Raw genomic sequence first — 13,995 nt, 5'->3', positions numbered from 1 at the left:
GTGAATCAACACAGATTTCATATAGACGTCATTGGTAAAACTAAGATTTGGTTTGCGATATCAGGAATTGTAATCTTAATTGGTGTAATAGCAATGTTTGTAAATGGATTTAATTGGGGTATAGATTTTACTGGTGGAACAATAATGGAATTCCAAATTGGCAAATCTTTTGATACTGCTGACATCATAAAAATATTAAACAATTATAAAGTCAAAGACTTTCAAGTGCAGAAAATAGGCACAAAGGGAGATACTGTTTCAATAAAGACAAGCCCAATATCTAATGAAACTCGACTTTCTATAATAAAAGATATAGAGTCAAAATATAATTTAACGGAAAACGATCTGATAATGTCACAACAAGTAGGACCTTCTTTAGGCGCAGAAATAAAATTTGGAATGATACGTGCTCTATTGCTGGCTTCTGCTGTAATGTTTATCTATTTAGGATTTAGGTTTGAATTTGAAATGAGTGGGGCTGCAGTTATTGCTTTACTCCACGATGTGATTATATTAATTTCTATATATGCTATTTTTCACATAACAGTTAACGCTCCTTTTATAGCAGCAGTTTTAACTGTATTTGGCTATTCTGTGAATGCTACTGTCGTAATTTTTGACAGAATAAGGGATAACTTAAAAATCATGAGAAGATCGGATTATGCAAAAATTGCAAATGTTAGTGTAAATCAGACTCTTACAAGGTCAATAAATACAACTTTGACTACGTTGATTATCCTTGTTTTAATGTATTTCTTAGGACCCAATGCATTGAAAGATTTCGCATTGCCTTTGCTTATTGGGATAATTTCGGGAACATATTCTTCGATATTTATCTCTACTCCTCTTTGGGTATTAATTAAGAATAGAGAAAAGAGAAGAAAAACCTCTAATAAACCTATAAAAGCCTAAGTTTTAAATAAATACAAAAAATCTAGTGGCATAATATCTCTTTTTAGAGATAATGCTACTAGATTTTTATTGAGGTGAAAAAATGAATTTGCCTTTTATTTTTAGAAATAAAAATATTACCAGAAGATATAAAGAGATATTAAAGATTTTAACTAAAAATGGTTTTGGTTTTATTTCTGATATTTTATTAAAAGGTGGACATATACCTTTTCATATACTGAAAAGTCATGATTACATGGGAGCAGGAGAGAGGATTCGGAAAACATTAGAGGAATTAGGTCCTACTTTTATAAAAATGGGACAGCTTTTAAGTACAAGAGGGGACCTTATTCCCCATGATATTTTATTGGAACTTGCTAAACTTCAAGATGATGTAGAACCAGAAGACTTTGTAACTATAAAGAATATTTTAGAAAGTGAATTAAAAGGCAAAATATCGGATTTTTTCATTTATTTTGATGAAACTCCTATTGCTTCAGCTTCTATTGGACAAGTTTATAGGGCAAAAATTAAAGAAGGGAAAGATGTCGTTGTTAAAGTACAGCGTCCAGAAGTATCCCAAAAGATAAATGCTGATATAATAATTCTAAAGAATATTGCTAAAATTTTGAATGAGCGTATAGTTGATGCTCCTTTGGATTTTGTAGAAATTGTTGATGAATTAGCCGAATCTCTTCTCAATGAATTGGATTACACACAAGAAGGGAATAATGCCGAACGCTTTAGAGAAAATTTTGAAAAGGAAAGTTATATCTACATACCTAAAGTATATTGGGGATACACTACAAAGCGCGTTCTTACAATGGAGTACGTAGAAGGTATAAGTGTAAAAAATAGAGATTTACTTGTTAAAAAAGGCTTTGATTTAAAGAAAATTGCAAGAGAGGGAGCATGGGCTATATTTTTACAAGTTTATGAATTTGGTCTTTTCCACGGAGATCCCCATCCTGGCAATATCTTAATTACAAATGATGGCAAAATTTCATATATAGATTTTGGAATTGTAGGCTACCTTGATAAATCCTCAAGGGAAATGATAATTGACCTTTTTAAAGCTTTTGCTGAGAATGATATTGAGGAAGTAATAGAAGTTTTGTCGGACATGGGTGCCATAAGGCCTGATACTAACCTTAGAACTCTTAAGTCTGATTTGAGCCATATAATAAATTATTTTTACAATACTCCTCTAAAAAATATCAGTGTGAATGATTCAATGAGGAAAATAATGTCAACTGTTTATAAGCATAAGCTGATTTTACCTCCAGGGTTTACTTTACTTCTCAAGTCCTTAGCTACAGTAGAAGGTGTAGGCAGAAGCTTAGATCCCGATTTTAGCATTTCTAGTGTAGCAAAAGATTTTATAAAAGAGGTATATTTGAGAAACATCAGTTTAACTAAAATATTAAAAGAAAACTCGAAAGATTTACATAAGGCAATAATAGTATTGAGAAAACTTCCTTCCAAAATCCAAAGTATAATGACAAAGCTTATAAAAGACGATATAAAAGTTAGAATAAACCTTGATGAAAGTGAAAGCTTACGCTATGACTTAAATATTATGGTGAATAAAGTTATTATAAGTATCATAGCATCAGCATTAATTGTAGCTTCTTCATTGGTTTTGACATTTCAAGGGGGATATAAAATTTTCGGCTACAATGCATTGGGGCTTTTTGGCTATGTGGTTGCTTTACTTCTGTGCTTATGGGTCTTTTATCGAATCTTTATAATTGAGAGGAGAAAAAAATAGGAGAATTTGTGGGTGATTTGATGTCCAAAATTTACAGGTGGATTTTGAAGGAAAATCCAAATCTTCAACTTACTCAAGAAATACAAAGAGAATACGGGTTACACAAAATAATTGCTGATATACTTTCATCAAAATTAAATGCCCAAGAAGTTAAGAATTTTTTAAATCCTGATTTAAAAGATTTGTATTCTCCTTATCTCCTGAGGGGGATAAAAGAGGCAAAAGAATTGATACAACAACATATCGCCTTGAAGGACCTAATCACCATTTACGGTGATTACGATGTAGATGGAATTACTGCCACCTCTGTTTTATATTTAACCTTAAAAAAATTAGGAGCAAAAGTGGATTATTATATACCGGAAAGATTAGTTGAAGGATATGGTATAAATGAAGAAGCAATAGACAAAATTGCACAGAGAGGAACAAAACTTATAATTAGTGTAGATTGCGGTATAACCTCTGTTAAGGAAGTGGAAAAAGCCCAATTTTTAGGAATAGACGTGATAATAACTGACCACCACAGTATCCCTAAGGAGATACCACAAGCAGATGTGGTGATAAATCCCCATTTGCCTGATATTGAATATCCTTTTTGTGACCTGGCAGGGGTAGGGGTTGCTTTTAAACTGTCACAAGCTCTTATTGGAGAAGAAGCTTATGAACTTTTAGATATTGTTTCAATAGGAACTATTGCAGATATTGTCCCTTTATTAGGAGAAAATAGAATAATTGTAAAAGAAGGACTAAAAAGACTAAATGAAACACAAAATATAGGTTTAAAAGCCCTCATAAAAGCTTCTGGATTGCAAAATAGTGAAATTGATGAATATCATGTGGGATTTATATTAGCTCCTCGCCTCAATGCTGCAGGGCGATTAAGAAGTGCAGAAGCGGCTGTGAGGTTATTGATAAGCCAAGATGAAAAAGAAGTAGAAGAGATAGCAGAATATTTAAATCAAGAAAATTTAAATAGGCAACAAATAGAAAATCAAATACTTCAGGAAGCAATCAAAAAAATAAAAGAGACGGTTGATTTAAATAAGGAAAAAGTAATTGTACTGTGGGATAAAAATTGGCATCCAGGTGTTATTGGAATTGTGGCATCCCGGATAACAGAAAGGTTTCATAGACCTTCTATACTTATAAGTTTAGGAGAAGGGGAAGGAAAAGGTTCAGGGCGAAGCATAGAAGGCTTTAATTTGTATAAAGCATTAGAATACTGTAAAGATTATTTGATAAAATATGGCGGTCATGAAATGGCTGCTGGAATAAATATTGAAAAAAACAATTTGGAGATTTTTAAAACTAAGATAAATGAATACGCTGATACGGTGCTTAGTGATCTTGATTTAATTCCAAGTTTAAGAATAGATGCAAAGGTTAAAAATGAAAAGATAGATATAGAAATAGCTAAACAAGTTCAAAGGTTTAAACCTTTTGGCAGCAATAATCCTCGGCCTAATTTTTTATTTGAGGGTTTGACAGTTACAAAAGTATTTGACTTAAATGGTGGAAAATACAAAAAAATCATCGTCCAAAAAGACAAGTTTGTGTATGAGCTTATGTTATTTGATGTATCAGACCAGGGAAACGATGTAAAAATAGGAGATATAATAGATGTTGTGGGAAGCATTGAAATAAACAGCTGGAATGGTATAGAGTCAGTAATGATAAATGTAAAAGATTTAAGAATTAAGTTACCTTTGTTTTCCTATTATAAAAACTTGAGCAAAATCATGGTAGAGTATCAGCCCGAGAAAAAAGAGATAGACAAAAAAGTTGATTATATAATTGACCAAAGAGGAATTAATAACAAGTGGGAATATGTGCTAAAACTTTTTAAAAGAGAAGGCAAAACGGTTGTCATAGTAAATACAGTTGTAGAACTTAGGTCATTACTTAGATATCTCAAAAAAGAAAAGTTTTTGGATTTTTCTTTATGCAATGTGGATTGTAAAAAAGAAAATGGTATACTATTTTTCCCAAATTCTTTAAAACCATTAAAATACTACGATGATATAATTATTTATGATATACCCTTTAAAAAAGAAATCTTTTACCACATTCTTTCTCATTCACAAGGAAAGAGGATTCATTTAGTTTTTAAAGAAGCAGATATATATTATAACTTAAAATCCTTTGACGAAATTTTTCCTCAAAGGAAGGACTTTATTAAACTTTACAAATTTATAGAAGAAGGAAACAACATTTTATTTAAAGAACATTTGCATCCACAACTGAATTTAAATCCAATAAAATTTTCATTTTGCATAAAAGCAATGAAAGAAATAGGATTGATAAATGTAAAAGAACGTGATAATATTTTTATGTTAAGCAAAAATTCTGTGTCACAAAAGGTTAATATTGAACAAGCTCGAATAATGCAACAGATACTCTCAGCTAAAAAAGAGTTTATTGAATTTGCCAAGTTCATTGTCAGCCAGAAAATTTAAGGAGGTTTTTGTAATGACGCTGGAAGAAATCAAAATGATGATTAGAGAAATACCTGACTTCCCTAAAAAAGGAATAAAATTTAAAGATATTACACCTGTTTTAAAAGATGCGCAAGCTTTCAATTATTCCATAGAAATGCTGGCTAAGGCTTTAGAGGGTAGAAAATTTGACCTTATTGCAGCGCCAGAAGCAAGAGGATTTTTGTTTGGAGCCCCACTAGCTTATAGATTGGGAGTAGGATTTGTCCCTGTCAGGAAACCTGGAAAATTACCTGCTGAAACTTTAAGCTATGAGTATGAACTGGAATATGGGATAGATTCTCTTGAAATACACAAAGATGCTGTTTTAGAGGGACAAAGAGTAGTGATAGTCGACGATTTATTGGCGACAGGAGGCACAATTTACGCTTCTGCAAAACTTGTTGAAAAATTGGGTGGAATAGTAGACTCTATTATTTTCTTGAGTGAATTGACTTTTTTAGATGGTAGAAAAAAACTTGACGGATATGATATAATTTCATTAATAAAGTTTTAATCTATTAAGTGGCTTTAAGCCACTTTAATTATAAGGTGTGGTAAATATGTTGGACAAAGTGATAAATAGGATAAAAAAATATATGGGTGATGATGCAAATTTAGGTTTAATATACAAAGCTTATGACTTTGCTGTAAATGCTCATGACGGCCAGATAAGAAACTCAGGAGAGCCATATATTATTCATCCCATAGAAGTTGCATATATTTTGGCCGAACTAGAGTTAGATATTACCACTATTGCAGCAGGCCTTTTACATGATGTAATAGAAGACACAGATGTGACTTATGGGCAGTTACTGGAATATTTTGGTAAAGAAATTGCTGATTTAGTTGATGGAGTTACAAAACTTGGTAAAATAGAATATAAAAGTAAAGTAGAGCAACAAGCTGAAAACATGAGAAAAATGCTTATAGCAATGGCAAAAGACATAAGAGTCATACTTATAAAATTAGCTGACAGGCTTCACAACATGAGAACTCTCAAATATTTACCTCTTGACAAACAAAAAGAAAAAGCGGAAGAGACTTTAGAGATTTATGCCCCTATTGCTCATCGCTTAGGAATATCTAAGATAAAATGGGAATTAGAAGACTTGTGCTTGAGATATTTGCATCCGGAGGAGTATTATGACCTCGTAGAAAAGGTTGCTGCCAAAAGAAAAGAAAGAGAAGAGTTTATACAAAATATCATAACTACAATTAAAGAGAAATTAAAAGAAATGGGGATACAAGCAGAAGTAGATGGTAGACCTAAACATTTTTACAGTATCTACAAAAAGATGAAAACGCAAAATAAAACCTTTGAACAAATTTACGATTTGTTAGCAGTGAGGATAATTGTTAACACCGTAAAAGACTGTTACGGCGTATTAGGAATTGTGCATACTTTATGGAAGCCAATTCCTGGAAGATTTAAAGATTATATCGCTATGCCAAAACCTAATATGTATCAATCCCTTCATACTACAGTAATAGGTCCTAAAGGAGAACCTTTTGAAATACAAATAAGAACATGGGAGATGCACAAAACGGCAGAATACGGTATTGCAGCCCATTGGAAATATAAAGAGGGTAAGACTACAGAAGACGAATTTGACCAAAAGCTTTCTTGGCTTAGGCAGCTTTTAGAATGGCAGAAAGAGTTAAAAGATGCAAAAGAGTTTATGGAAACATTAAAAATTGATCTTTTTACAGATGAGGTTTTTGTCTTTACTCCTAAAGGGGATGTCATAAATCTTCCAGCGGGGTCTACTCCTATTGACTTTGCGTACAGCATACACACTGAAATAGGTCATCGATTAAATGGTGCTAAAGTAAACGGTAAAATAGTCCCTATAAATTATCAATTGAAAAACGGTGATATTGTTGAGATATTAGTAAGTCCAAATAAAGACAGAGGTCCAAGCAGAGACTGGTTGCAAATTGTCAAAAGTTCTCAAGCGAGAAACAAAATCAGACAGTGGTTTAAAAAAGAAAAAAGAGAAGAAAATATCGCTCGCGGCGAGGAAATGTTAGAAAGAGACCTCAGGCGTCATGGAATACAACCTGCTATGATAAAAAGTGAGATATGGGAGGAAGTGCTTAAAAAACTCAACATTCACACAATAGAGGATTTATATGCAACAATTGGTTATGGTGGCTTAACTTTAAATCAAGTAATACCGAGAATAAAAGAGGAAATCAAAAAATCTCAAAAAGAAATAGGTTTAAAGTCCGTTCCACTTGATAAAGCTGGGAAGAAAAAAGAGAAAACAGGTGGAATGGGGGTAATTGTAAAAGGTGTAGACAATGTAATGGTGAGGTTTGCAAAATGTTGTTCTCCCGTCCCGGGTGATGAAATAATAGGTTATGTAACTAAAGGAAGAGGTATTTCTATTCACAGAAAAGATTGTCCCAATATAAAAGAATATCTTTTTGATAGGAACAAAATTGTAGAAGTAGAGTGGGATCAGGGTAGAAATATCGCTTATCAAGCTGATATACAGATTATGGCTAGTGATAGATTTGGACTTTTGACAGAGGTTACTAGTGTTCTTGCAGATGTAAAAATTGCTGTAAAAGCTGTCAATGCTAGAACAACAAAAGACAATATTGCAATTATAAATTTAACTTTAGAGATTATTTCAAAAGAGCAACTGGAAAAAGTTATGAATAAGTTAAAAGCTTTGGAAGGAGTAATGGATGTTTACCGATTAAGTGCATAGAGGTGATTTTTTTGAGAGCTGTTGTTCAAAGAGTGACTCGCGGAGAAGTAAGTGTAGATGGAGAAGTAATAAGTTCAATAGGGAAAGGATTTGTTGTTTTGGTTGGCATATCTGTTGATGATAATGAAAATGACGTAATGTACATGGCGGATAAAATAGTAAATTTACGTGTTTTTGAGGATGAAGAAGGAAAAATGAATTTGTCGCTTTTGGATATAGGAGGAGAAGTTTTGCTCGTCTCTCAATTTACTTTGCTGGGAGATGTGAGAAAAGGCAGAAGGCCTAATTTTATGATGGCTCAAAAGCCGGAAGAGGCTTTGAAGTATTTTAATTTATTAGTAAATGAGATTGAAAAAAGAGGTGTGAGTGTCAAAACAGGTAAATTTCAGGCCATGATGAAAGTATTAATTGAAAATGACGGGCCTGTTACTATACTTATTGATTCTAAAAAAATATTTTAGGAGTGAGTTTATGAAAATACAAAGGTATGTGGTAGGACTTTATGGAGCCAATTGCTATATTGTTTCTGACGAAGAAGAGAGGGAAGCAATTGTAATAGACCCAGGGGAATATTCATCTGAAATACAAGATTATATTGTTACTAACAATTTAAATGTAAAATATATTTTACTCACACATGGGCATTTTGATCACATAGGTGGAGTAGAAGAGCTGAAAAAACTAACTCAAGCAAGAGTTGCCATTTCAAAAGAAGACGCTCCTATGCTTTTAGACCCTAGTTTAAACTTATCTGAAATGGTCTATAAAAAAATACTATGCAATCCTGCAGATATTTTATTAAGTGACGGTGATACTCTATATTTTGGAAAATACAAAGTAGAAATCCTACACACTCCAGGACACACAAAGGGCGGAGTGTGTTTTAAAATTGATAACGTCTGTTTTACAGGAGATACTCTTTTTAAAGGCTCAATAGGAAGACACGATTTTCCTGGAGGAGATTTTTCTACTTTAAGGGACTCTATAAAAAATAAGCTTTTAGTTTTAGGAAATGATGTTACAATATACCCCGGTCATGGGGACTCTTCAACTATTGGCAAAGAAAAGAGACTTAATCTGTTTTTGAGGGATTTGATGGAGTGAAAAAGCAAGAGGACCTTCAAAATTATAGTTCTTCTTTAATTTTTTGCAATATGCTTTTTAATGTTTCTATTTCTTGGGGAGAGAGTTTTTCAAAAATTGGCTGTAAGACTTTCATTCTAAAGTCTACCAAATGTTTATAAATATTTTCTCCTTTTTTTGTTAAAGAAATATGTATTTTTCTTCTATCTTCTAAATCAAAGTTCGAAATTGTTTTGTCAATAGTTGGTGGAATATTAGGAAAATATAAAAAAAGACATTGTAGAACAATGCCCAATTAGCAATAAAAATGTAAAAGATAATTGTGATTGACAGTTAGTAATAGTATAATGTATAATATCAAATAAAATGAAGGATAAATGCGATGACCAGGAGAGTAGCAATAGCAGGTATACAGGGAGAAGATACCGTGATTGAGAGTATCTTCATACTTATGCTATTGCGAAAGACACCTGTGAGCAGACCAGTCGATAAGGTAGGCTGTGTCCGTGAACCTGCGTTAAGGGAATGAGTCCAAATCAGGGTGGCACCACGGGATTTAACCTCTCGTCCCTGCAAATTGTTGCAGACGAGGGGTTTTTAAATGTATAAAGTTTTTACAAAATGTAAAAGGAGTTGGTGAAATGCTTACAAAAGCGCCAAGAGGTACGAAGGATGTTCTTCCTTCAGAATCATATAAATGGCAATATATAGAAGGACTCATAAGGGAGATATGTGATGTTTACGGTTTTAAAGAGATAAGAACGCCTGGCTTTGAACATACTGAGTTGTTTTTAAGAGGAGTAGGGGAATCGACTGACATTGTGAGAAAAGAGATGTATACTTTTACGGATAAGGGAGGGCGAAGCATTACTCTGAAGCCTGAAGGTACTTCTCCAGCTGTAAGAGCATTTATAGAGCACAATTTGTATGCAGAGACGCAACCTACTAAATTGTATTATATAACTCCTGTTTACAGATATGAAAGGCCTCAATCGGGAAGGCTAAGAGAACATCACCAATTTGGAGTCGAAATATTTGGTGCTAAAAGCGCCTCTGCAGATGCAGAAGTTATAAGTGTTGCTATGACACTTTTAAAAAAATTGGGGCTTAATAATTTGGAGCTTAGAATAAATAGTGTAGGATGTCCTGTTTGTAGAAAAAATTATAATAAAGTGCTTAAAGAGTTTTTGAAGAACAATTTGGAGTATTTGTGTGACGACTGTAAAGTCAGATATGAGATAAATCCTTTGAGGGTGTTGGATTGCAAAGTAGAAAGTTGTCAGAGGATAACCAAAGATGCCCCTCTCATTACAGATTATTTGTGTGATGATTGCAAAAGTCATTTTGAAGAGCTACAAAAATATTTAGATATAATGGGCTATGATTATATAATTGATCCCAGAATTGTGAGAGGACTTGATTATTATACCAAAACTGCTTTTGAAATAATTTCAAAAGACATCGGAGCTCAGGGGACTGTATGCGGTGGAGGAAGGTATGATGGTCTTATAGAAGAATGCGGAGGGCCTTCTATGCCGGGAGTAGGTTTTGGAATGGGGTTAGAGAGGCTCCTTATTACATTAGAGCAAAATGGCATTGAGATTCCTAAACCTGAAGGTGTAGACTTGTTTATAGCTTATGTTGGGGAAGAAGCAAAATTATTTACTTTTGCTCTCGCAAATAAGTTGCGATTTAATGGATTAAAAGTAGAAAGAGACAATATGGATAGAAGCTTAAAAGCTCAAATGAAGTATGCCAATAAGCTTAATGCGAAATTTGCTATTGTAATAGGAGAAGAAGAGATGAAGGAAAACAAAGTTAAATTAAAGGATATGAGTGTTGGAAGCGAAGTAGAAATATCCATTGATGAGATAGAACAAAGGATAAAAAATATATAAACGGAGGGAGTTAAATGGGAGAACAATTAAATGGCCTTAAAAGAACTCACATGTGTGGAGAATTGACAGTTGAAGACGTAGATAAGTCAGTTGTAGTAATGGGATGGGTGCAAAGGAGAAGAGACCATGGAGGATTAGTATTTATAGATTTAAGAGATAGAACAGGCATTGTGCAGGTGGTTTTTAGCAATGAGGTTTCTTCTGAAGCCTTTGAAAAAGTGCAAAGCGTAAGAAGTGAATATGTACTGGCAATAGAGGGAAAAGTGGTAAAAAGGGCTCCGGAAAATGTAAATCCTAAAATTTCTACAGGAGAAATTGAAATATATGCTAATACTTTAAAAATTTTAAGCAAATCAGAGACTCCGCCTTTTCCAATAGAGGATAGGAGCAATGTATCAGAAGCTATAAGGTTGAAATACAGATACTTAGATTTGAGAAGGCCTTCAATGCAGCAAAATTTGATGACTCGGTTTAAAATAACTAAAGTTGTCCGCGATTTTTTAAACAGAAATGGTTTTATAGAAATAGAAACTCCTCTTTTAATTAAAAGTACTCCAGAAGGGGCAAGGGACTATCTTGTACCGAGTAGAATTTATCCAGGAAAATTTTATGCTTTGCCTCAATCTCCTCAAATATTCAAACAACTTCTTATGATTTCTGGATTTGACAAGTATTACCAAATAGCCAAATGTTTAAGAGATGAGGATTTAAGAGCAGATAGGCAACCAGAGTTTACACAAATAGATATAGAAATGTCTTTTGTAGAAGTAGAAGATGTTTTGAAAATTAACGAAAAAATGATTGCAGAGATATTTAAAGAGACTTTAGGCATTGATGTACCAATTCCTTTTAAAAGATTATCTTATCAAGAATCTATGGAAAGATTTGGGACAGATAAACCAGACTTGAGGTTTGGAATGGAACTTAAGGATTTATCTGATATAGTGGCACAATCAGAATTTAATGTGTTTAAGAATGCTTTAAAAAACAACGGGTCTGTCAGAGGTATAAATGTAAAAGGTGCTGCTTCTATGCCAAGAAGACAGTTGGACGAACTGGTAGAGTTTGCAAAAACTTATGGCGCTAAAGGACTTTTGTGGATACAAGTTTTTGAAAAGGAAGTGAAATCTCCTGCTACTAAATTTTTAAGTGAAGAAGAAATGAAGAAAATACTCGAAAGACTTGAGGCAGAAGCCGGAGATTTGCTACTAATTGTGGCAGACAAAGATGAAATAGTTTTTGATACTTTAGCTCATTTGAGGCTAGAGCTTGGCAAGAGATTTAATTTAATTGATGAGAATAAATATGAGTTTGTTTGGATAGTAGATTTTCCACTTTTAGAGTACGACGAAGGAGAAAAAAGGTATGTAGCAAAGCACCATCCTTTTACTGCTCCTAAAGATGAAGATATAGAGCTACTGGAAAAGGAACCTTTAAAAGTCAGGGCAAAGGCTTATGACATAGTTTTAAATGGTACAGAGATTGGTGGAGGAAGTATAAGGATACACGATACTGAGCTTCAAAAAAGAATGTTTAAAGTTTTGGGATTTAGCGAAGAAAAAGCGTGGGAAAGATTTGGATTTTTGATGGAGGCTTTCAAATACGGTGCTCCTCCCCATGGAGGTATAGCTTATGGGTTGGATAGGCTTGCAATGATTATAACGGGAAGCGACACCATAAGGGATGTAATTGCATTTCCAAAGACTCAAAATGCAGTGTGCTTGATGACAGATGCTCCTTCTGAGGTTTCAGAAGAGCAGTTAAAGGAATTGCACATAAAGGTAGACCTATAAACGTTTACCAGTTGAAAAATAGAGGCTTTTGTGCTATTATTTATATAGAAAGATGAATAAAGCTGAAAAGCCCTGTGGTGTACGTGAGGTCCGGTGAAAGTTTGAGCCAACACCAATAATAAGGGAGCCTGGGCTTTGGCAGTGGAATATAGGCCGTCTTCGAACGGAAATATGAAGCTGCCAAGAGGGCACCCACTTTGTGAGTCCGGGTTCAAAAACTACCGGGAGGCACGGCACTATGGGGTTTTTTTTATGGAGGGAAGAGTGTGGACATTTTTTCACGAACAGAGCTTTTAATAGGGAAAGAAGGGCTTTTAAAACTTAAAAACAGTACTGTTGCTGTTTTTGGAATAGGAGGAGTAGGCTCTTTTGCTGTTGAAGCTTTAGTAAGAGCAGGAGTTGGTAAATTGGTTTTGATAGACGGGGACAACGTGTGTGTCACAAATATAAATAGACAGATACATGCTACTACTCATACAATAGGCAAGCCAAAGGTAGAAGTGATGAAAGATAGGATATTGGAAATAAATCCTCAAGCCCAGGTTATTATTTTTAAAGAGTTTTACTCTAGCGAAAATAGCGATAGGCTTTTGTCTAAAGAGTATGACTATGTGATTGATGCAATTGACAGAGTACCTTCTAAAATAGATTTGATAGAAAAATGCATTTCGTTAAATATTCCTATAGTAAGCAGTATGGGGGCAGGAAATAAATTAGACCCTACAAAATTTGAAGTAACGGATATATACAAGACAAGTGTATGCCCTCTGGCAAAAATAGTTAGAAGAGAACTTAAAAAAAGAGGTATTAAATCTTTAAAAGTGGTATACTCTAAAGAAGAGCCTTTAAAAAATTTCTATCAAAGCGAGGAAACTGTAACTTCTTCAAAATCGGTACCCGGCAGTATTTCTTTTGTTCCCTCTGTAGCAGGCTTAATTTTAGCGGCAGAGGTAGTAAAGGATTTATTAAAAAAATAACAAAAAGCTATTGACATATCTGTGAAAAACTTTTATACTATTCATTGGATACCCCAATGGGGTTGGGAGGTATAATATGTACCAAGATAGCAAAGAGGATTTGTTGAGAAGATTAAGAAAAATTGAAGGACAAGTAAAAGGCATACAAAAAATGATTGAAAATGACGCCTATTGTGTAGATGTACTGGTACAAGTGGCTGCTGTTAGGTCTGCAATAAACAGCGTTGGCAAAATTCTTCTTAAAAGCTATACTACTAGCTGTGTAAAGGGAGCAATGTGTACTGAAAAGCAAGATGACATGATAGATGAACTAGTTGAGACATTTATAAAATTTATGAAGTGATTTTAAAAGTTAGGTTTTGTGAGCAATTTGTTTTATAATAAA

General features: G+C 33.6%; 11 protein-coding genes, 1 other RNA gene and 1 other annotated feature. All 12 genes read left to right on the top strand.

The features are described from left to right. The gene (secF, locus tag M663_RS0106240) at positions 1 to 912 is read left to right on the top strand and encodes a protein translocase subunit SecF (RefSeq protein WP_029688321.1); all 912 of its coding nucleotides are present in this window, start codon (positions 1 to 3) and stop codon (positions 910 to 912) included. Positions 913 to 994: 82 nt separating this feature from the next. Continuing rightward, positions 995 to 2,662 (top strand): 2-polyprenylphenol 6-hydroxylase, encoded by a 1,668-nt coding sequence (ubiB, locus tag M663_RS0106235; RefSeq protein WP_009052295.1) that lies wholly within the window; start codon positions 995 to 997, stop codon positions 2,660 to 2,662. A gap of 8 nt (positions 2,663 to 2,670) precedes the next feature. Then, positions 2,671 to 5,118, top strand: coding sequence for a single-stranded-DNA-specific exonuclease RecJ (gene recJ / locus M663_RS0106230; RefSeq protein WP_029688320.1), 2,448 nt, complete (start codon positions 2,671 to 2,673; stop codon positions 5,116 to 5,118). Positions 5,119 to 5,131: 13 nt separating this feature from the next. Then, complete coding sequence (locus M663_RS0106225) at positions 5,132 to 5,653, top strand: adenine phosphoribosyltransferase (protein WP_029688319.1); 522 nt, start codon at positions 5,132 to 5,134, stop codon at positions 5,651 to 5,653. 46 nt (positions 5,654 to 5,699) lie between these two features. Beyond that, positions 5,700 to 7,859: a bifunctional (p)ppGpp synthetase/guanosine-3',5'-bis(diphosphate) 3'-pyrophosphohydrolase gene (locus M663_RS0106220; RefSeq protein ID WP_029688318.1), complete on the top strand. Its 2,160-nt coding sequence runs from the start codon at positions 5,700 to 5,702 to the stop codon at positions 7,857 to 7,859. Positions 7,860 to 7,870: 11 nt separating this feature from the next. Continuing rightward, entirely contained in the window at positions 7,871 to 8,320 is a 450-nt protein-coding gene (gene dtd / locus M663_RS0106215) for a D-aminoacyl-tRNA deacylase (RefSeq protein ID WP_029688317.1), read from the top strand. A 10-nt stretch (positions 8,321 to 8,330) separates the two neighbouring features. Beyond that, complete coding sequence (locus tag M663_RS0106210) at positions 8,331 to 8,963, top strand: MBL fold metallo-hydrolase (RefSeq protein WP_003868855.1); 633 nt, start codon at positions 8,331 to 8,333, stop codon at positions 8,961 to 8,963. 352 nt (positions 8,964 to 9,315) lie between these two features. Further along, positions 9,316 to 9,517: a binding site (T-box leader), on the top strand. A gap of 66 nt (positions 9,518 to 9,583) precedes the next feature. Further along, entirely contained in the window at positions 9,584 to 10,840 is a 1,257-nt protein-coding gene (gene hisS, locus M663_RS0106195; protein WP_029688315.1) for a histidine--tRNA ligase, read from the top strand. Between the two features lie 14 nt (positions 10,841 to 10,854). Beyond that, positions 10,855 to 12,633, top strand: a complete 1,779-nt coding sequence (gene aspS, locus M663_RS0106190; protein WP_003869780.1) for an aspartate--tRNA ligase — start codon at positions 10,855 to 10,857, stop codon at positions 12,631 to 12,633. 66 nt (positions 12,634 to 12,699) lie between these two features. Next, positions 12,700 to 12,882: non-coding RNA, 6S RNA (gene ssrS, locus M663_RS15320), on the top strand. Between the two features lie 17 nt (positions 12,883 to 12,899). After that, positions 12,900 to 13,610 (top strand): tRNA threonylcarbamoyladenosine dehydratase, encoded by a 711-nt coding sequence (locus tag M663_RS0106185; protein ID WP_004396521.1) that lies wholly within the window; start codon positions 12,900 to 12,902, stop codon positions 13,608 to 13,610. A gap of 76 nt (positions 13,611 to 13,686) precedes the next feature. Continuing rightward, on the top strand, positions 13,687 to 13,953 hold the full coding sequence (locus M663_RS0106180) for a metal-sensitive transcriptional regulator (protein WP_003869782.1): 267 nt from the start codon (positions 13,687 to 13,689) through the stop codon (positions 13,951 to 13,953). Positions 13,954 to 13,995 lie beyond the last annotated feature (42 nt).

This window comes from Thermoanaerobacter sp. A7A (assembly GCF_000445185.1).
Lineage (GTDB): Bacteria > Bacillota > Thermoanaerobacteria > Thermoanaerobacterales > Thermoanaerobacteraceae > Thermoanaerobacter.
Note: the sequence above shows the minus strand (reverse complement) of the source record. Positions and strands in the feature narration are given on the sequence as shown.

What these genes read in the sequence shown, in the direction of transcription:
- ubiB (WP_009052295.1), top strand. Translation starts at nt 995, where the DNA reads ATGAATTTGCCTTTTATTTTTAGAAATAAAAATATTACCAGAAGATAT.
- M663_RS0106225 (WP_029688319.1), top strand. Translation starts at nt 5,132, where the DNA reads ATGACGCTGGAAGAAATCAAAATGATGATTAGAGAAATACCTGACTTC.
- M663_RS0106220 (WP_029688318.1), top strand. Translation starts at nt 5,700, where the DNA reads ATGTTGGACAAAGTGATAAATAGGATAAAAAAATATATGGGTGATGAT.
- M663_RS0106210 (WP_003868855.1), top strand. Translation starts at nt 8,331, where the DNA reads ATGAAAATACAAAGGTATGTGGTAGGACTTTATGGAGCCAATTGCTAT.
- hisS (WP_029688315.1), top strand. Translation starts at nt 9,584, where the DNA reads ATGCTTACAAAAGCGCCAAGAGGTACGAAGGATGTTCTTCCTTCAGAA.
- aspS (WP_003869780.1), top strand. Translation starts at nt 10,855, where the DNA reads ATGGGAGAACAATTAAATGGCCTTAAAAGAACTCACATGTGTGGAGAA.
- M663_RS0106180 (WP_003869782.1), top strand. Translation starts at nt 13,687, where the DNA reads ATGTACCAAGATAGCAAAGAGGATTTGTTGAGAAGATTAAGAAAAATT.